Annotated in this window: 15 protein-coding genes; 6 read left to right on the top strand and 9 right to left on the bottom strand. The window is 73.0% G+C overall.

The genetic code is table 11. The features are described 5' to 3' along the window. Nucleotides 1-105: 105 nt before the first annotated feature. Together SMD11_RS03660 and SMD11_RS03655 are read right to left on the bottom strand one after the other, a co-directional pair. Nucleotides 106-1368: an SWF or SNF family helicase gene (locus SMD11_RS03660; protein WP_087925041.1), complete on the bottom strand. Its 1263-nt coding sequence runs from the start codon at nt 1366-1368 to the stop codon at nt 106-108. Beyond that, nucleotides 1365-4265, bottom strand: a complete 2901-nt coding sequence (locus tag SMD11_RS03655; RefSeq protein ID WP_199843789.1) for a DEAD/DEAH box helicase — start codon at nt 4263-4265, stop codon at nt 1365-1367. The genes SMD11_RS03660 and SMD11_RS03655 overlap by 4 nt, the downstream gene beginning before the upstream one ends. Nucleotides 4266-4500: 235 nt before the next feature. On the opposite strand from SMD11_RS03655, the gene SMD11_RS03650 reads away from it, so the two are divergent. Next, nucleotides 4501-5553 carry a fatty acid desaturase family protein gene (locus SMD11_RS03650; protein ID WP_087925039.1) on the top strand — a complete coding sequence of 351 codons (1053 nt, stop codon included), beginning with the start codon at nt 4501-4503 and terminating at the stop codon, nt 5551-5553. Here SMD11_RS03650 and SMD11_RS03645 read toward each other — a convergent pair. The 4 genes from SMD11_RS03645 to SMD11_RS03630 form a co-directional block, all read right to left on the bottom strand. After that, a complete protein-coding gene (locus tag SMD11_RS03645) occupies nt 5540-6559 on the bottom strand; it encodes a TolB family protein (protein ID WP_087925038.1) in 1020 nt (339 codons plus the stop codon). The genes SMD11_RS03650 and SMD11_RS03645 overlap by 14 nt on opposite strands. A 7-nt stretch (nt 6560-6566) precedes the next feature. Further along, nucleotides 6567-7877 carry an MFS transporter gene (locus SMD11_RS03640; RefSeq protein WP_087925037.1) on the bottom strand — a complete coding sequence of 437 codons (1311 nt, stop codon included), beginning with the start codon at nt 7875-7877 and terminating at the stop codon, nt 6567-6569. Between the two features lie 2 nt (nt 7878-7879). Continuing rightward, nucleotides 7880-8713, bottom strand: a complete 834-nt coding sequence (locus tag SMD11_RS03635) for an alkaline phosphatase family protein (protein WP_418952502.1) — start codon at nt 8711-8713, stop codon at nt 7880-7882. Between the two features lie 235 nt (nt 8714-8948). Further along, nucleotides 8949-9236, bottom strand: a complete 288-nt coding sequence (locus SMD11_RS03630) for a hypothetical protein (RefSeq protein ID WP_087925036.1) — start codon at nt 9234-9236, stop codon at nt 8949-8951. A 100-nt stretch (nt 9237-9336) separates the two neighbouring features. Between SMD11_RS03630 and SMD11_RS03625 the strand changes: the two genes are divergently transcribed. Both SMD11_RS03625 and SMD11_RS03620 read left to right on the top strand, forming a co-directional pair. Further along, nucleotides 9337-10230: an oxygenase MpaB family protein gene (locus tag SMD11_RS03625; protein ID WP_087925035.1), complete on the top strand. Its 894-nt coding sequence runs from the start codon at nt 9337-9339 to the stop codon at nt 10228-10230. A 95-nt stretch (nt 10231-10325) separates the two neighbouring features. Next, the gene (locus SMD11_RS03620) at nt 10326-11087 is read left to right on the top strand and encodes an alpha/beta fold hydrolase (RefSeq protein WP_087925034.1); all 762 of its coding nucleotides are present in this window, start codon (nt 10326-10328) and stop codon (nt 11085-11087) included. Between the two features lie 135 nt (nt 11088-11222). Here the strand turns inward: SMD11_RS03620 and SMD11_RS03615 are convergent, their stop codons facing one another. Next, complete coding sequence (locus SMD11_RS03615; protein WP_087925033.1) at nt 11223-11819, bottom strand: class I SAM-dependent methyltransferase; 597 nt, start codon at nt 11817-11819, stop codon at nt 11223-11225. A gap of 214 nt (nt 11820-12033) precedes the next feature. On the opposite strand from SMD11_RS03615, the gene SMD11_RS03610 reads away from it, so the two are divergent. Together SMD11_RS03610 and SMD11_RS03605 are read left to right on the top strand one after the other, a co-directional pair. Beyond that, nucleotides 12034-12465, top strand: coding sequence for a roadblock/LC7 domain-containing protein (locus SMD11_RS03610; protein ID WP_087925032.1), 432 nt, complete (start codon nt 12034-12036; stop codon nt 12463-12465). A gap of 88 nt (nt 12466-12553) precedes the next feature. After that, complete coding sequence (locus SMD11_RS03605) at nt 12554-13456, top strand: DUF6397 family protein (RefSeq protein ID WP_159395209.1); 903 nt, start codon at nt 12554-12556, stop codon at nt 13454-13456. A gap of 73 nt (nt 13457-13529) precedes the next feature. Here the strand turns inward: SMD11_RS03605 and SMD11_RS03600 are convergent, their stop codons facing one another. Both SMD11_RS03600 and SMD11_RS03595 read right to left on the bottom strand, forming a co-directional pair. After that, a complete protein-coding gene (locus SMD11_RS03600) occupies nt 13530-14396 on the bottom strand; it encodes an acyl-CoA thioesterase (RefSeq protein WP_087925030.1) in 867 nt (288 codons plus the stop codon). Nucleotides 14397-14445: 49 nt separating this feature from the next. Next, nucleotides 14446-16959 carry a DEAD/DEAH box helicase gene (locus SMD11_RS03595; protein ID WP_087925029.1) on the bottom strand — a complete coding sequence of 838 codons (2514 nt, stop codon included), beginning with the start codon at nt 16957-16959 and terminating at the stop codon, nt 14446-14448. 133 nt (nt 16960-17092) lie between these two features. Here SMD11_RS03595 and SMD11_RS03590 point away from each other — a divergent pair, with 133 nt between their 5' ends. Further along, nucleotides 17093-17884: a metal-dependent hydrolase gene (locus SMD11_RS03590; RefSeq protein ID WP_087925028.1), complete on the top strand. Its 792-nt coding sequence runs from the start codon at nt 17093-17095 to the stop codon at nt 17882-17884. Nucleotides 17885-17915 lie beyond the last annotated feature (31 nt).

Raw genomic sequence — 17915 nt, 5'->3', positions numbered from 1 at the left:
GACCAGAAGGTGATTGAAGACTAGATCACCATATTCTGGCACTGATAGGCAAAACGTCACCGATCGCCTTGGAAAGCTCGATTTCTCGACTGTGTCGCCTTTGGTTTATCCGTTCCCCTCCGTAAGGAGCTCGGCGAGCGCCGTCGCCGGATCGTGTGCGCAGGGACCGGCCGGCAGCCAGTGGCCGCCCTCCCGGCGGTAGGGCCACCAGCGGTCGTCCGGCCCGTAGCGCAACTGCGCCGCGGTGCCGACGACCGTCCACCGGTTGCGCGTCGCCCGCAGCCGGGGCGCCGGCCCCTCCTCCCACGCCGCGGCCAGCTGGGCTCCGGCGCGCGCCAGCGCCTCGGGCTCCGGCGCCCACTCCTCCTCCAGGACGGCCAGTGCGGCCGGTCCGCCGCACTCCCAGGCCCGTACGGCCCGCGTCAGCGCGGCGCCGTCGCGGCCCGAGCCCGTCGCGAGCCTGGCGGCCACCCGGGCGGGGGCGCCCGCGGCGGCGAGCCGGACCGCGTCCTGCGACACGGTCAGGCCGGCCGGTACGGGCGTCCGTTCGTGTCCCGGCGCCAGGGCTTCCGCCAGCAGTCGCCGGGCGCGGGCCGCGGCGTCCGCGGCGAGGAACTCCAGCGCCTCGACGTCGAGCCCGGGCGGGGGCGCGGTATCGGCGACGAGCGCGAGGGGCCTGCCGGGCGCGTCCACCGGCGGAGGCGGGCCGGGCAGGGCGTGAGGGCCGGTGCGTGCGGCGAAGGCCTCCAGGGCGGGGATCCCGGGCGGCGCCTCGGCGGACGGCTCCGGTGCGTGGGAGGCGCTGCGCGCCTGGAGGTCGTCCAGCAGCTCACGCTCTCCGCGTCCGCGCATCAGCAGCAGGACGAAGGGGTCCTCGTCGAGGAGCCTGGCCATCTGATGGCACAGGGCCGCCGTGTGCGGGCAGTGGTCCCATGCCTCGCAGCCGCACTCCGGCTCCAGGTCGCCGATGCCGGGCAGGAGCTCCACACCGGCCGCGAGCGCGTCCTCGGCCAGGTGCGACGGTATGTCGTGGTCGAGGAGCGCGGCGATGTACCCGGCCCGGTCGGCCACCAGGTCCAGCAGCCGGTCCCACTCGGCGGCGGAGAGCTGCTGGACCATCACATCGGAGCGGTACGCGGTGCCGTCGCGGTCGCGCACGAGCGCGGTGATCCGGCCCGGCCGGACGGACACCGCGCCCACCGCGCCCGCGCGCGCGTGCCGGCGCCCCGCCTTCACCTGCTGGCCGTCCAGCGCCGTGTCCTCCAGCGCCTTGAGCCACGCGCGCCCCCACCAGCTCCGGGCGAAGCCCTGCCCGGGCGCGGGCGGCAGCGCCGCGAACGTCCGCTCCACGCTGTCCTGTCCGGTCATCGTCCCGCCCCCCTCAGTGCGACGAGCTCGGCGAGCTCGGCGTCGGTCAGTTCGGTCACGGCCGCCTCCGCGGAGCCCAGCACGGAGTCCGCCAGGGCCTGCTTGCGGGTGAGCATCTCCGCGATCCGGTCCTCGATCGTGCCCTCGGTGACCAGGCGGTGCACCTGCACGGGCTGCGTCTGGCCGATGCGGTAGGCCCGGTCGGTGGCCTGAGCCTCGACGGCGGGGTTCCACCAGCGGTCGAAGTGCACCACGTGCCCGGCCCGGGTGAGGTTCAGGCCCGTGCCGGCGGCCTTCAGCGACAGCAGGAAGACCGGTACCTCGCCGTCCTGGAAGCGCCGGACCATCTCCTCGCGCCGGGGCACCGGCGTACCGCCGTGCAGGAACTGCGCCGCGACGCCCCGGTCCGCCAGGTGCCGCTCCAGCAGCCGGGCCATCTGCACGTACTGCGTGAACACCAGCACGCTCGCGCCCTCCGCGAGGATGGTGTCCAGCAGCTCGTCCAGCAGCTCGACCTTGCCCGAACGGCCCGCGATCCGAGGGCTGCCGGGCTCCTTGAGGTACTGCGAGGGGTGGTTGCAGATCTGCTTCAGTCCGGTGAGGAGCTTGACGATCAGCCCCCGCCGCTCGATGCCGTCCGCCGCCTCGACCTCGGCGAGGATCTCCCGCACCACGGCCTCGTACAGCCCCGTCTGCTCCTTGGTGAGCGCGACCGCGCGGTCCGTCTCGGTCTTCGGCGGCAGCTCGGGGGCGATCCCGGGGTCGGACTTGCGGCGGCGCAGCAGGAACGGGCCCACGAGGGCCGCCAGGCGCTCGGCGGCGGCCGGGTCGGCACCGCCCTCGACCGCCTGGGCGTAGCGCCTGCGGAAGGCGCCCAGGGAGCCGAGGAGCCCGGGCGTCGTCCAGTCGAGGATCGCCCACAGCTCGGAGAGGTTGTTCTCCACCGGTGTGCCGGTGAGCGCGACCCGCGCCTTCGCGCCGATGTCGCGCAGCCGCTTCGCGGTGTCGGAGTACGGGTTCTTGACGTGCTGTGCCTCGTCGGCGACGACCATGCCCCAGCCGGTGGCGGCCAGCCGCTCCGTGTCGAGGCGCATCGTGCCGTAGGTGGTGAGGACGAACTCGCCGTCCGCCAGGCCGTCCAGGGTCCGCCCGGAGCCGTGGAAGCGGCGTACGGGCGTCCCGGGCGCGAACTTCTCGATCTCGCGCTGCCAGTTGCCCATCAGGGAGGTCGGGCAGACCACCAGGGTCGGTCCGGCGGCCTCGGGGAGGGTCCCGCGGTGCAGGTGCAGGGCGATGAGGGTGATGGTCTTGCCGAGGCCCATGTCGTCGGCGAGGCAGCCGCCGAGGCCGAGCGAGGTCATCCGGTGCAGCCAGGCCAGACCGCGCAGCTGGTAGTCGCGCAGGGTGGCGGCGAGCGCGGCGGGCTGGGCGAGCGGCTCCTCGCCGCCGTCCGGGTCGGCGATGCGGTCCCGGAGCGCCGCCAGCCAGCCGGTCGCCGCGACCTCGACGGTCTCCTCGCCGTCGCCTTCCTCCCTGGCGGGCGCGTGGCCCGTAAGGGCGGCGCCGAGCGCCTCGACCGGGGTGAGCGCGCGGTCCCGCCGGCCGAGGGCGCGGCGGACGGACTCGGGGTCGACGAGCACCCATTGGTCGCGCAGGCGCACGGCCGGCCGGCTGGCCTCGGCGAGCCGGTCCAGCTCCTCCTTCGTCAGCTCTTGGTCGCCGACGGCGAATCGCCAGCTGAAGGTGAGCAGGGCGTCCGCCGACAGCAGGGAGGGCATCCCGGAGCGGTCCTTGCCGAACGCCTTACGGTCGTCTCCGTCTCCGTCTTCCTCCGCGGGTGGGCCGACGACGGCGCGCGCGGTGAGCTCGCGCGCCATGTCCTTGGGCCAGTGCACCTGGACGCCGGTGGCGTCCAGCGCCGCCGAGGCGGCCCCGAGCAGCTCGCCGACCTCCTCGTCGGCGAGATCGACCGCGTCGGGCACCGCGGCCGACAGCAGCGGGGTGAGCGCGGGCCAGGCGTGCGCGGCGCGGCGCAGGGCGAGCAGGGCGTTCATACGCGCGCCCCGGCCGAGCGCGGCGGCCACGGGGGAGGCCCCGGACCAGACCTCGGCGGCGTCGGCGACGAGGGCGGGGTCGGTGAGGCTGTGCAGTTGGAGCACGGCCCGGAAACGCGGCGCGGCCCCCTCCTCGTCGAGTCCCAGGACCTCGACCCGGAGCGAGAGGCGTACGCCCGCGTCGTGCCCGGCGGCGACGGCGTCCGCCCAGGCGCGTCGCGCGGGCGTCCGCTGCGGTTCGGCCGCGGCGAAGGCGGGTCCGCCCGCGGCCAGCGCCGCGGCGGGGGAGCGGGGCAGGCCGTCGGCGACCGCGTCCAGGAAGGAGCGGACGAGCCGCTCCGGATCGGGCAGCAGCAGCGGCCCGGTGCCCGGCAGGGGCACGGCGTGCGCGGCGGGCGGCATGGCGGCGGCCAGCTCCCGCACCCGGGCCAGGTCCTCTGGGGCGAGCGGTCCCGCGCGCCAGGCGTCGTGGTCGGTCGCCGTCAGACCGGGCAGCAGGCGGCCACGGGCGGCCAGTTGCAGGGCGAGCACCGCGGCGGCTCCCCAGAAGGCCGCCGCCTCGTCGGCGCGTGCCGCCCGCGCGCGGGTGAGCACGGGCACGGCATCGCGTACGGGCAGCACCATGGCCCGTACGTCCAGGGTGCCGACGCCGGTCCCGTCGGCGACGGCCACGGTCAGATCTTCGACGGCGCCGGGTCCGGCGGGCGGGTCGCCGTCCGGCCGCCAGAAGGCCACGCGCCCCGTGCGGGCGGGGTCGCCCGGGAGGAAGACCGCCGGACAGCGGGCGAGCAGGGAGATCTCGGAGGGTGTTGCGGCAGAGGGCGGTGTCACAGCGCTGCGCATTCCTCAAATTTGACTAGTGGAGCTCGGAGCGGCCGAGGGTACAGGACGCGCGCCCCGGAAGGAGGCCCGCCGCGTGTGAACCACGCCACGCCCAGGGCGAGGGGGTGTAGCCAGCCCCCCTCGCCCGGCAGGGGCAGACCCCCCACGGTTCCGGGTGGTGCCGCCATGGCCGTCCCGTGCCCCCGATCCGTACGTTCTGTGAGGTCAGCCCGCCGACCGACCGTCCGGAGATGCCATGCCCCAGGCCACCGCCCCACCCGCAGAACGCGCCGCCGGCAGCGATTTCGCCCCGCTGCTGCGCCAGGTCAGGGAACAGGGCCTGCTCGAACGCCGCCGCGGCTGGTACGCGCTCGCCATCGCCGCGAACCTGCTCGCGCTCGCCGCCACGGCCGCCGGGATCGTGCTCGTGGGCGACTCCTGGTGGGCCCTCCCGCTGGCCGTTCCCGCCGCGGTGTTCTGCGCCCGGGCCTGCTTCGTCGGCCACGACGGCGGGCACGCGCAGATAGCCGCCACCCGGCGCGGCAACCGCCTGATCGGCCTGCTCCACGCCGACCTGCTGCTCGGCATGAGCTACGGCTGGTGGAACGACAAGCACAACCGCCACCACGCCAACCCCAACCACGTCGACAAGGACCCGGACGTCGGCGTCGGCGCGCTCGTATGGACACAAGGACAGGCCGCGCGGCGCGAAGGGGCCTTCGTCCGCTGGCTGACCCGCAACCAGGCCCGGCTCTTCTTCCCCATGCTCCTTCTCGAAGGTCTCAACCTGAAGGTTTCGGGCGTCCGCGACCTCAAAAGGCAAGAGGCGCCGGAACGCCGGGTGGAGGCGATGCTGATGGTCCTCCACTGGACGGGCTACGCGACCCTCCTCCTGTCGTCGATGTCCCCCGGTAAGGCTGTCGCCTTCGCGCTGCTGCACCACGCGCTCTTCGGGCTGCACCTCGGCGCCGTCTTCGCCCCCAACCACAAGGGCATGGAGATGCCCGACCCGGACGGCGAGCGCTGGGGGCACCTGCGCCGCCAGGTCCTCACCTCGCGCAACGTACGCGGCAGCGCGCTGACGGACTGGTTCCTCGGCGGCCTGAACTACCAGATCGAGCACCACCTCTTCCCCAGCATGCCCCGCCCCCACCTGCGGCTCGCCAGGCCGCTGGTGCGCGCCCACTGCCGCGCGGCCGGACTGCCCTACACGGAGACCGGCCTCGTCGACTCCTACCGCCAGGCGCTGCGCCACATGCACGAGGTGGGCGCGCCGCTGCGCGCGGAGCGCTCCCTCACCGGGCGGTGAAGGCAGGGGCCAGGGCGGCCCGCATGGAGACCGACGGACTGCCCGAACCGTCCGCCGGCACGGTCCACAGGTCGGATCCGTAGTCGCCCGGCAGGGAGTAGACGAGGGTCCTTCCGTCCCGCCAGACCGCCTGGTCGTCGACGCTCCGCCGCTCGGCCGTGGGCGTCTCCCGCAGGGTGCGCAGGTCCAGCACGTACAGCCGCCAGGGCGCGTCGGAGGACGCGCCCTCCACGCGCTTCTTGTAGGCGACCCGCGTCCCGTCCGGTGACAGCGACGGGCACTCGACGTTGGTGTGCACGGTGTGCAGGGTCCGGGCCGCGCGGTCGCCCCGGACGAGGTACGTCCGCCCGCCGGTCGCCGCCGTGGCGTAGAACCGTGTGTCGTCGGCGAAAGTGACGCCCCAGACGTTGAGGTCCACCGGCTTCCGGGGCCGGCCGTCCAGGAAGAAGCGGTAGTCCTCCAGCGTCCGGTCCAGGTGGCCGGTGCGGAGGTCGAGCACCGACGTGCGCGTCGAGAACGCCGTGCCCGCGTACGAGTCGCCGCTGACGAAGACTGTCCAGGCGGCGCTGCGGCCGCCGGGGGAGACCCGGGCACGGGAGGGCACGCCCGCCAGGTCGTAGCGGCGCGTCTCGCGCAGCCGGGAGTCGAGGACCACGGCGCGGTAGGTGTCGCGGAGCCCGCCGCGCACCGCCCGCAGACAGACGCCGGTGCCGCCGGCCGTGTGGAAGCGCAGGCAGCGCACCCCGGACGAGGTGCGCGGGCCCGTGGGATCACCGGCCGGGACCGACGCGATCTCGTCGCGGTGCGGGCCCCACGCCATGTTCCGGAACACGCTGACCCCGGGCGCGTCCAGGGTGACCTCACCGGACCGCACGTCCGGTCCGCCGGACCGGGCGTGGTCCTTCTCCGCCGCCCGCCCCGCGGCGTGCAGGGTGGCGCCCACGGCGACACCGCCGAGGACGAGGACGGCGACGAGGAGGATCAGGACGCGGCTCTTACCACTCACGTGACTCTTACGGTTCAACGGAAGGACTCCGGTGGGACGTCGGCGGGAACTCGGCGGGTGCGGGACGCAGCAGGAGGGCGCCGGCGGCGGTGGACACGACGAGCCCGGCGGCCGCGGCGCCCAGCGCCGTGCGGTCGCCCCAGACGGTCCAGGCCGCCCCGAACGCGATCGAGCAGACGAACCGGGCGGCGGCCTGACCGGTCTGCACCACCGCCAGCCCGGTGCCCCGTACCGCGCTCGGCACGGCGTCGGCGGTCGCGGCGGCCAGGACGCCGTCGGTGGCCGCGTAGAAGCTCCCGTGCAGCGCGAGGACGAGGCAGCAGAGCGCCGCGGACTCGCCGAGCGGGGCGACGAGCAGGCCGTAGGCCGCCAGGAGCGCGAGATGGCCGCAGAGGAAGAGCCTCCGGCGTCCCACTCGGTCGGCGACGACGCCCAGGGGAACGGCCAGCAGGAGGAAGGCGGAGGCCGTTCCCAGGGGCAGCAGGGGGAACCACGCCTCGGACAGGCCCAGGCGCCGTTGCAGGGTGAGGTAGAGGAAGGAGTCGCTGACCGTGGTCAGGCCCAGCAGCACGGCGCAGCCGGTCAGCCGGCGGACGGCGGGACGGCGCAGCACGGCGCGCAGCGGCGCCCTTCCCACCCCGGGTGCCGGGCCCGGTGGTGCGGCGGTCCGGCCGGGTACGAACAGCAGGAGGACGAGGACGCCGAGGACGGCCACGCAGCCGCTGACGGTGAAGACGGCGTCGTAGCCGCCCGCGGCGGCCCGCAGGATCATGAACGCCACGAGCGGTCCGAGCAGCGCGCCCGCGGTGTCCATCGCCCGGTGCACACCGAACGCCCGGCCCCGGGCGCCGGGTTCGCAGGCGAGCGAGATCATCGCGTCGCGCGGCGCCGTGCGCAGCCCCTTGCCGGTGCGGTCGGCGGCCAGCACGGCGCCGATCAGCGGCATGCTGTGCGCGACGAGCAGCAGGGGCTTGCAGAGGGCGGAGAGCCCGTACCCGGCCAGCGCCACGGCCTTGGGTCCGCCGCCCCGGTCGGAGAGCCTGCCGCCCACGAGGCGTACGAGCGCGCTGACGCCGTTGTAGACGCCGTCCAGAAGGCCGAATCCGAGCGGGGACAGGCCGAGTTCGGCCACCAGGTAGAGCGGCAGGACGGCGGCCACCATCTCCGAGGAGACGTCGGTGACCAGGCTGACGGTGCCCAGGGCGAGCACGGCGCCGGGGACGGCCGCGGCCCGCCGGCCGGGGAGGGGTCGCCGGCCGGCGGTGTCGGGGTGGTCCGGGGTGCGGTCCGGGGTGGTGCGGCTGTCCGCGACGTACACGGTCAGCTGTTCCAGATGCCGGTGATGTCCTTGGCGTTCGCGGCCTGTCCGGCGTGTGAGGTGCCGTACATGTCCTCGATGGTGCGCAGCACGTCGTAGTGGTTGTAGGTCGTCCCCGACGTGGCGCCCTCCTTGACGGGCTGCCCGTACAGGACGGTCGGGATGCGGTTGCCGCTCAGCCGGTTGTCCTCGTCGAAGGTGATGAGGAGCAGGCTGTTGTGGGTCTTGGCCCAGTCGGCGTAGCCCTTGAGGTTGTTCTTCAGCCAGGTGTCGCCGGTGCGCACGGAACAGTCGTGCATGTCACTACAGAGGTTCGGGACGACGAAGGAGACCGTGGGCAGCTTCGTGTAGTCGGTGGGGAAGGCGCTCATGGTGTGCGCGGTGCCGGTGGGCACGTTCCCGAAGCCGAACCAAGGGTTGTGCTTCTGCGCGTACTTGCCGCTCTTGCACACGGTCGAGCCCTCGCTCGGCAGGGACTCGTTGTAGCTGGCCCAGGTCTTGCCGGCGGAGATGAGCTCGGAGGCGAGGTTGGGCTCGTCGCTGAAGCCGGGGGTGACGCAGCTGTCGTCGGTGACGCCCTGGGTGTCACCCGAGAAGAGCGCGTAGTAGTTCGGCTGGCTGGGGTGCGTCTCGGCGTACGAGCTCGTCAGGTTGGCGCCCCCGGAGACCAGGGAGTTGATGTACGGGGCGCCGGAGGTCCCGATGACCTGGCCGTAGGCGTGGTTCTCGAAGACGACGACCACGACGTGGTCGGGCGTGGGCACGGCCGCCGCGGCCGAGGACTCGGAGGCCCACAGGCCCAGGGACGTGGCGGCGAGCGCGAAGGACGCGGTCAGCGCGCCCAGGTGGCGGCGGGAGCGGCGGGATCTGTGGGGGTGGTGGGCTGCGGCGGACACGGATCCTCCGTACAGGGGGAGCGGGCTGGGGGCAGGGGGTGGGTGCCTGCGGCTTCGAGGGCAATGTAGGACTGACGGAATGACATGTACACGCCTTTCGGGTGACGGGACGGGGAACAGTGGCCGAGCGGCGCGTGAGCGCGCGCCGGAGGGGGCGGCCGGCAGGGGGCGGTCGTCAGGCCCCCGGCAGGCCGAGCAGGGACCGCGCCACGCGCTGCGGCGACTCGTCGTGCTCGCGGGCCAGGGCTATGACGGCGCGACAGGCGAGCTCGTTCACACCGAAGCAGAGCGCCTCCGGCGACACCCAGCGGGACGCCTCCGCGCACCGCTCGTGGTCGTCCTCGGCGCACGCCGCCACGTACACGGCCGCCGCCTCGAAGAGATTCCGCTGCCGGCCCGCCGGTGGCTGCGGAGAAGGGACGTGCCGGGCATTCTCGAAACGCTTGCGGAGCTTGTCGAACACTGCGGATCACCTGCCCCGTGAAGTGTTTGCCGTACGGTCGTTCAAGTGTGCCCTTCGCCCGTAGAGTTGAACCTCCGACGAACGAAAGGGAGACCGCGCGGTGAAACGCTTCGACTGGCTCAGGGAGATTCAGCGGCTCGACCCCGAGAAGGACTTCCTCCGGATCTATCAGATCATGTCGACCCTGGAATTTCCCTGGGACACGACGCGGGCATTGGAGCTCGCCCTTTACAGGACTTACGCCGTGCCCAGCATCGGCCGTCTCCTGGGGGAGACCGGCGAGTTCGTCAACCGCACGCAGAAGCGCTACGACGACACCACGCTGCTGCTCGACGCGGTCGTGGAGCACGGTTTCGACAGTGAGACCGGCCGGTCGGCCATCCGCCGTATCAACCAGATGCACCGCAGCTATGACATCAGCAACGACGATATGCGCTACGTCCTGTGCACCTTTGTCGCGGTCCCCGGAAGGTGGCTCGACCGCTACGGCTGGCGAAGGGTTACCGAGCACGAGCGCCGGGCCATGGCGGCGTACTACAGGACCCTCGGGCGGCATATGGGTATCCGGGACATTCCCGAGACCTACGACGACTTCTGCCGCTGCCTCGACGAGTACGAGGACGCCTACTTCGGGTGGGACGAGGACGGGCGCGCCGTCTCGGACGCCACCCTGGACCTGATGGCCTCCTGGTATCCGGCACCTTTGGCTCCGCTTGTTCGCGGCGCGAGCAAGGCCCTCCTGGACGAGCCGTTGCTGCGCGCGTTCCGTTACGAGAGCCCGCACCCCGCCGCCCGCGCCCTGGTCCAGGGAGCGCTGCGTGCCAGGGCCAAGGCCGTGCGGCTCCTCCCGCCGCGGCGCACCCCGCACCACGCCCGCCAGAACCCCGAGATCAAGGGTTATCCGAACGGCTACGACGTCGCCGAACTCGGCACCTTCCACGGCTCCCAGGCTCCCAAGCGGCTGGGTGCGTGCCCGGTGCCCCACGGGAGGTGAGGATTCCTCTCGCCACCCCCAACCCTCGAACAGTTGCTCGTAGCGCGGGGATAGTGTGACTCCCCCGTAGCGGAGTCACTGAAGGGGTTCGGGGTATGCGTCAGGTCGAGTTCGGTCCCACGGGGGCACATGTGCGCTGGACCGAGGCGGCGGGGGAGGGCCCCGCGCGGGTCTACGTCCACGGCCTCGGTTCCGCCTCGACCGTGTACCACGCGCACATCGCCGCGGACCCCGCCCTCGCCGGGCGGCGGTCGCTCTTCGTCGACCTCCCCGGACACGGCATCAGCGACCGTCCGCTCGACTTCGGTTACACCCTGGAGGAGCACGCCGACGCCCTGGCCGCCGTACTGGACGTGGCCGGGGCGCGAGGCGCCGAGCTGATCGGGCACAGCATGGGCGGCGCCGTCGCCGTCGTGCTCGCGGCCCGGCGCCCCGACCTGGTCTCACGGCTGGTCCTGGCGGAGGCGAACCTCGACCCGAACCCGCCCAGGACGGCCGGGAGCAGTGGCATGGCGGCCTACACGGAGGACGCCTTCGTGCGGGGCGGGGGCTTCGAGGAGACGCTGGAGAGGGTCGGCCCCCTGTGGCGCGCGACGATGCGCCTGGCTGACCCGACCGCCCTCCACCGCACCGCGGTCGCCCTGGTCCGCGGGACCACGCCCACGATGCGCGCCATGCTCCTGGAGCTCGACATTCCGCGTGTGTACCTGGTGGGGGAGCACGGCGACGACATCGCCGGCCGGCCGGAGCTGACGGCGGCCGGGGTGACCGTAAGGACGATCGCCGGGGCCGGCCACAACATCATGTTCGACAATCCGGAGGACTTCGTGGCGGCGGTGGCGGGGCGGGCGGCGTAGGGGCGGAGCCGGCCCGCCCGGCGCCTGAGGACCGGAGCCTCGATCCGGGAAGAGGCGGGGCCGGAGGCGGGGCCCGCTCAGCCGGTACGGCGTCCCCACCCACCCCGCATGCGCCGCTGCTGCTCACCCCTCCCGTCAGAGGCGATCCGCGACCACGAGGAACCGCGCGTCCTCGTCCACATACGACACCATCCGCCACCCGCCCCTCCCCAGCAGCGGCCCGAGATTCCCCTCCGCCCGCTCGTCGTCCGCCGTGATCCGCCGCCCATGGCGCGCGGCCAGTGCCGCCCGCCCGACCGGGTGGAAGAGCGCGAGGCGGCCGCCGGGGCGGACGATCCGGGCCAGCTCCCGGAAGCCCGCCTCCGCGTCGGCGAGATGGGAGATGAGGCCCGCGGCGAAGACGGCGTCGACCGAGCCGTCCCGGAGCGGCAGCCGTGTGACGTCCGCCAGGAGGAGCCGCCCGTCGCGGTCCCGGCCGGCCCGCACGGCCGCCCGGAGCATCGCGGGCGTGAGGTCCGCGCCGAGTACGACCCCGCGCGGGCCCACCGCGCTGCGCAGCGCCGGCAGCGCCCGGCCCGTACCGCACCCCGCGTCCAGGACCACGTCACCGGGGCGCAGGCCGAGGCCGGCGACGGCCGCACCGTAGGCGGGCCCGTCGTCGGGGAACCTGGCGTCCCAGCCGTCGGCCCGTGCGGTGAAGAACTCCTGCACCCGGGTGGGGTCGTCGCTCACGTCATGGCTCCTTCGATGAGGGGGAATCGGTTCTCCGGGCGGCCGGCCGCCCGGACGCGGCTCCGGTCCTCGTGACCTTGTCCGCGTCGCGTCCCCATCCTGCGCCAACTGGCCAACAGGGAGGTGCCGACGGTACGGGCGGGTTGCCGACGGGGCCCCGGTGGGCAAGGCTGGCACGGCAGTCACGGGGAAGAGCGGAACGGGGAGGCGGGACATGGCACTCAGCAAGGAACTCGACTGGATGCTCGACGACCTGACCGAGCGCGTCGAGAACATACGCCACGCGTTGGTGCTGTCCAACGACGGCCTGGTGACGGGCGCGAGTTCCTCTCTCGAAAGGGAGGACGCCGAGCACCTCGCGGCGGTCGCGTCCGGGCTGCACAGCCTCGCGAAGGGGACCGGACGGCAGTTCAGGGCGGGCGGGGTGCGCCAGACGATGGTCGAATTCGACGAAGGCGTGCTGTTCGTGACGGCGGCGGGGGGCGGGAGCTGCCTGTGCGTGCTCGGTGGGCCGGGCGCGGACATCGGGCAGGTCGCCTACGAGATGACGCTGCTGGTCAACCGCGTCGGCGAGCACCTGGGTATCGAGACCCGGCGGCAAGGGGGCGCCGACGGCGCCGATCCGGCCCCGGGCCGCGGGCGCTGACGGGAGTTATCCACAGGGCTGACGCGCTGTCGCGACCCGGCGCTATCTTCGTCACTGTCGGTGACCGAAGTGGGGCGGGGAGGCTGTCATGGCAGTGCAGCAGTGTCAGAAGCGGGGGACAGCGGTGGCCGCTGTCCCGTTCGCGAGGGCCGCGCGGGAGCTGGAGCTCAAGCCGCGCGAGTTCGAGCTGGCCGTCCAGCTGGGGCTCGTGCGGACCGTCAGCGCCGGGCCGGGGGGGGGCCGGCGCCGGGTCGCGCGGGAGGAGATCGACCGGCACGTGGCCGGTCCGGGGTTCCCGGAGGCCCTGCGCACCCGTGTGTGGGTGGTGGGCACGTCCGAGGGCGCCGAGCTCATGGGCATCAGCCCGGCCCGGTTCGGACGCCTGGCCAGGGCCGGCTGCTTCGCCCCCGTGCGCTTCTACGTCAATCGCTATCGCGCCGTGGTCTGGCACTATCTGGCCACCGATCTCGTGGACTTCGCGGACGCCAGCCCCGAACTCCTCACCGGGCGCACACCGGCGGCCCTGCGCGACGCTCTGGAGGAGCGCGAGGACCGCCGGGCCCGTGGCTGGCGTGCCCGGCGGCTCGACCAGCTGCTGGCGTTGACCGACGACCCGTGGGAGCGGGCGGCGGCCACCGCGTCGGTGCTCGGCCCCGAGCAGCTGGCCGACGCGGTTCCGGATCCGTACGAACGGGCTCGCGTGAGCGAGCTGAGGCCGGAGCTGTCCGCCGTGCGCGCGGACACGCAAGCTGTCCGCGTGGTGGTCGAGAGGGTGACCCTGGCGGCGGATCCCGAGGAGATCGCCTGGTACCGGAAGCAGCTCACGGACGCGCTGGCGCGGGCCCGCGCGGCCTGCCCCGTGACCGGGCCCGAAGGGTATGCGGTGCGGGTGACGGCCCGAGAGGAGCCGTCGGCCCGGGAGGCGAGGCCGGCGCCGGAGCCGGCGGTGGGGCTGCGGGCACTGTGGGGACGGCTGCGGGGCCGGAGATGACGTACCGTCGGCCGCGCGGGCCGGGTCCGCGGGCCGGCCGGCGCCGGTGGAGCAGGCCCGCGGCCAGGGACTCTCACGGCATCTTGCGGAAGAGCCCTTCCTGCATCACCGAGACCAGCAGCCGGCCCTCACGGTCGAAGATCTGCCCCCGGGCAAGCCCCCTGGCACCCGTCGCGATCGGGGACTCCTGCTGGTAGAGGAACCACTGATCGGCGTGGATGGGCCGGTGGAACCACATGGCGTGGTCCAGGGAGGCCATGTCGAAGCCGCGCTGTCCCCACAGCGGCTCGACGGGGATGCGCACCGCGTCCAGGAGCGTCATGTCGCTGGCGTAGGTGAGGGCGCAGGTGTGGACGAGCGGGTCGTCGCCGAGCGGCCCGAGCGCGCGCATCCACACCGCGCTGCGCGGCTCCGCGTCTGCCAGCTCCCGTGCGGTCCAGCGCAGCCGGTCCACGTAGCGGATGTCGAACGCCAGCCTGCGCTCCATGTGCCGGAGCGCGCTCGGCAGCTCGCCGCCGAGGTGTTCGCGGATCTCGTCCGCGAGCTTGGGCAGCTCCTCGGGGCCCGGCACCCGGGGCGCCGCCACCTGGTGCTCGAACCCCGGTTCGCTGTGATGGAAGGAGGCGGTGAGGTTGAAGATCGTGCGCCCCTGCTGGACGGCCACCACCCGCCGGGTGGTGAAGGACCGCCCGTCGCGCACCCGCTCCACCTGGTACACGATGGGCACCCCGGGCCGGCCGGGGCGCAGGAAGTACGCGTGGAGCGAGTGCACGGGCCGGTCGCCGTCGGTGGTCCGCCCCGCCGCGACCAGCGCCTGCCCGGCCACCTGGCCGCCGAAGACGCGCTGCAACGACTCGTCCGGGCTGCGGCCCCGGAAGATGTTGAGGTCGATCTGCTCCAGGTCGAGCAGACCCACCAGGCGGTCGGTGGGACTGGTCATCGGTACTCCTTCACCGCTCGAGGAAACCGCGCGGGCGGTGCCTCGGAGGCTACAGCTGACCGACGTCCATGACGCGGACCACCGCGCGGCCTTCCTCGTCGGAGGCCGCGAGGTCCACCTCGGCGGAGATGCCCCAGTCGTGGTCGCCGTTGGGGTCGGCGAAGGTCTGCCGGACCCGCCACAGGCCGTCCTCGGGCTTCTCCTCGATCCGCAGCAGTTTCGGGCCCCGGGCGTCCGGGCCGGTGCCCAGCTCGTCGTACTCGTCCCAGTAGGCGTCCATGGCCTCGCCCCAGCGGTCCTCGTCCCAGCCGGACTCGGCGTCCATCTCGCCGAGCTCGCCGACCTTGTCGAGCGCGGCCAGCTCGACCCGGCGGAACAGTGCGTTGCGCACCAGCACCCGGAAGGCGCGGGCGTTGGCGGTGACCGGCTTCACCTGGTCGGCCCGCTCCTGGGCCTGCTCCGCCGTCTCCACCTCCGGGTTGGCCAGCTGCTCCCACTCGTCCAGCAGGCTGGAGTCGACCTGGCGCACCATCTCGCCCAGCCAGGCGATCAGGTCCTCGAAGTCGTCGGACTTGAGGTCGTCGGGCACGGTGTGGTCCAGCGCCTTGAACGCGCTGGCGAGATAGCGCAGCACGATGCCCTCGGTCCGCGCGAGGTCGTAGTGGGAGGTGAACTCCGTGAAGGTCATCGCGCGCTCGTACATGTCGCGGATGACCGACTTCGGCGACAGCGGGTGGTCGCCGACCCAGGGGTGGCTCCTGCGGTAGACGTCGTAGGCGTGGGACAGCACCTCCTCCAGCGGCTTGGGGTAGGTGACGTCCATGAGCCGCTCCATGCGGTCCTCGTACTCGACGCCGTCCGCCTTCATCGCCGCGACGGCCTCGCCCCGCGCCTTGTTCTGCTGCGCGGCCAGGATCTGCCGGGGGTCGTCGAGCGTCGACTCGACGACGGAGACCATGTCCAGGGCGTAGGACGGCGACTCCGGGTCGAGGAGCTCGAAGGCGGCGAGCGCGAAGGTCGACAGCGGCTGGTTGAGGGCGAAGTCCGACTGGAGGTCCACCGTCAGGCGGACGATCCGGCCCTCGGCGTCGGGCTCGTCGAGCCGCTCGACCACGCCGCCGTCCAGCAGCGAGCGGTAGATGGCGATGGCGCGGCGGATGTGCCGCAGCTGGTTGCGGCGCGGCTCGTGGTTGTCCTCCAGCAGGCGGCGCATCGCCTGGAAGGCGTCCCCGGGCCGCGCGATGACGGCCAGCAGCATCGCGTGCGTGACGCGGAAGCGGGAGGTGAGCTGCTCCGGCTCGGCGGCGATGAGCTTCTCGAAGGTGTTCTCACCCCAGTTGACGAAGCCCTCGGGGGCCTTCTTGCGGACCACCTTGCGCCGCTTCTTGGGATCGTCGCCCGCCTTGGCCAGCGCCTTCTCGTTCTCCACGACGTGCTCGGGGGCCTGGGCGACGACGAACCCGGCCGTGTCGAAGCCGGCCCGGCCGGCCCGGCCCGCGATCTGGTGGAACTCCCGGGCCCGCAGCGTGCGCACCCGCTGGCCGTCGTACTTCGTGAGCGCGGTGAACAGCACGGTGCGGATCGGCACGTTGACGCCGACGCCGAGGGTGTCCGTACCGCAGATGACCTTGAGCAGACCGGCCTGGGCCAGCCGCTCCACCAGGCGCCGGTACTTGGGCAGCATTCCGGCGTGGTGCACGCCGATGCCGTGCCGGACGTAGCGCGAGAGGTTCCGGCCGAACTTCGTGGTGAAGCGGAAATTGCCGATCAGCTTGGCGATCTCGTCCTTCTCCTCGCGCGAGCACATGTTGATGCTCATGAGCGCCTGCGCCCGCTCCACGGCGGCCGCCTGGGTGAAGTGCACGATGTACACCGGTGCCTGCTGCGTCTGCAACAGCTCGGTCAGGGTCTCGGTGAGCGGCGTCGCGCGGTATTCGTAGGACAGCGGGACCGGTCGCGTGGCGGAGCGGACCACGGTGGTGGGCCGGCCGGTGCGCCGGGTGAGGTCCTCCTCGAAGCGGGAGACGTCACCCAGCGTCGCGGACATCAGGATGAACTGGGCCTGGGGCAGTTCGAGCAGCGGGATCTGCCACGCCCAGCCGCGGTCGGGCTCCGCGTAGAAGTGGAACTCGTCCATCACGACCTGGCCGATGTCGGCGTCCTTGCCGTCGCGCAGCGCGATGGAGGCGAGGACCTCGGCGGTGCAGCAGATCACGGGCGCGTCGGCGTTGACCGAGGCGTCGCCCGTGAGCATGCCGACGTTCTCCGTGCCGAAGATCTTGCACAGGTCGAAGAACTTCTCCGAGACCAGCGCCTTGATGGGCGCGGTGTAGAAGGTCACCTGGTCGTTGGCCAGCGCGGTGAAGTGCGCGCCCGCCGCGACGAGGCTCTTGCCGGACCCCGTCGGCGTCGACAGGATCACGTTCGCTCCGGAGACGACCTCGATCAGTGCCTCCTCCTGCGCGGGGTACAGCGTGATACCCCGCTCCTCGGCCCAGGTCGAGAAAGCCTCGAAGAGGGCATCGGGGTCGGCATGGCTCGGCATCTGATCGATAAGGGTCACGCCTCCATACTGCCTGGCCCATGGCCGGATCAGAGAACCGGGCGGCGGATCGATGATCATCGGAGGCTACGCTGAGTCGCCGACCCGATGTCAGGAAAACGGGACTTCGGCCTACAAAAGGGGTGGAATCGGAATGATGGGACCGGCGCACTCGCTCTCAGGCGCTGCCGCCTGGCTGGGGGTGGGATCGGCGGTCGCGGCGGCCGGGCACCCCATGCCCTGGCCCGTGCTCATCGTCGGCGCCCTGATCTGCGCCGGCGCGGCACTCGCGCCCGACCTCGACCACAAGTCCGCCACGATATCGAGAGCGTTCGGCCCGATCTCCCGCGTCCTCTGCGAGATCATCGACAAGCTGTCGCACTCCGTCTACAAAGCCACGCGAGGTCACGGCGATCCCCGCCGCAACGGCGGTCACCGCACCCTCACCCACACCTGGCTCTGGGCGGTGCTGATAGGCGCCGGCGCCTCGGTCCTCGCCATGACCGGCGGCCGCTGGGCCGTCCTCGGCATCCTCTTCGTCCACCTGGTGCTCGCCGTCGAAGGTCTCCTCTGGCGCATGGCCAGGACCTCCAGCGACGTCCTCGTATGGCTCCTCGGCGCCACCAGCGCCTGGATACTCGCGGGCGTCCTCAACGAACCGGGCAACGGCTCCGACTGGCTCTTCACCGGCGCCGGCCAGGAGTACATGTGGCTCGGCCTGCCCATCGTCCTCGGCGCCCTCGTGCACGACATCGGGGACGCGCTCACCGTCTCCGGGTGCCCGATCCTCTGGCCGATACCCATCGGCCGCAAGCGCTGGTACCCGATCGGACCGCCGAAGGCCATGCGCTTCCGGGCGGGCAGTTGGGTGGAGCTGAAGGTCCTCATGCCGGTCTTCGTGCTGCTCGGCGGCGTGGGCGGACTCGGGGCCCTGGGAGTCATCTGACCTCCCGGGCCCCGGCCCCGGCCCCCCGCCG

The organism is Streptomyces albireticuli (genome assembly GCF_002192455.1).
In the GTDB taxonomy this organism is placed as follows: domain Bacteria; phylum Actinomycetota; class Actinomycetes; order Streptomycetales; family Streptomycetaceae; genus Streptomyces; species Streptomyces albireticuli_B.
This window is presented reverse-complemented; position numbering and strand designations above follow the sequence as displayed.

Coding starts and splice junctions, on each gene's coding strand:
- SMD11_RS03660 (WP_087925041.1), bottom strand. CDS start 1,368: ATGACCGGACAGGACAGCGTGGAGCGGACGTTCGCGGCGCTGCCGCCC.
- SMD11_RS03605 (WP_159395209.1), top strand. CDS start 12,554: ATGGCAGTGCAGCAGTGTCAGAAGCGGGGGACAGCGGTGGCCGCTGTC.
- SMD11_RS03620 (WP_087925034.1), top strand. CDS start 10,326: ATGCGTCAGGTCGAGTTCGGTCCCACGGGGGCACATGTGCGCTGGACC.
- SMD11_RS03610 (WP_087925032.1), top strand. CDS start 12,034: ATGGCACTCAGCAAGGAACTCGACTGGATGCTCGACGACCTGACCGAG.
- SMD11_RS03650 (WP_087925039.1), top strand. CDS start 4,501: ATGCCCCAGGCCACCGCCCCACCCGCAGAACGCGCCGCCGGCAGCGAT.
- SMD11_RS03590 (WP_087925028.1), top strand. CDS start 17,093: ATGATGGGACCGGCGCACTCGCTCTCAGGCGCTGCCGCCTGGCTGGGG.
- SMD11_RS03655 (WP_199843789.1), bottom strand. CDS start 4,265: ATGCGCAGCGCTGTGACACCGCCCTCTGCCGCAACACCCTCCGAGATC.
- SMD11_RS03600 (WP_087925030.1), bottom strand. CDS start 14,396: ATGACCAGTCCCACCGACCGCCTGGTGGGTCTGCTCGACCTGGAGCAG.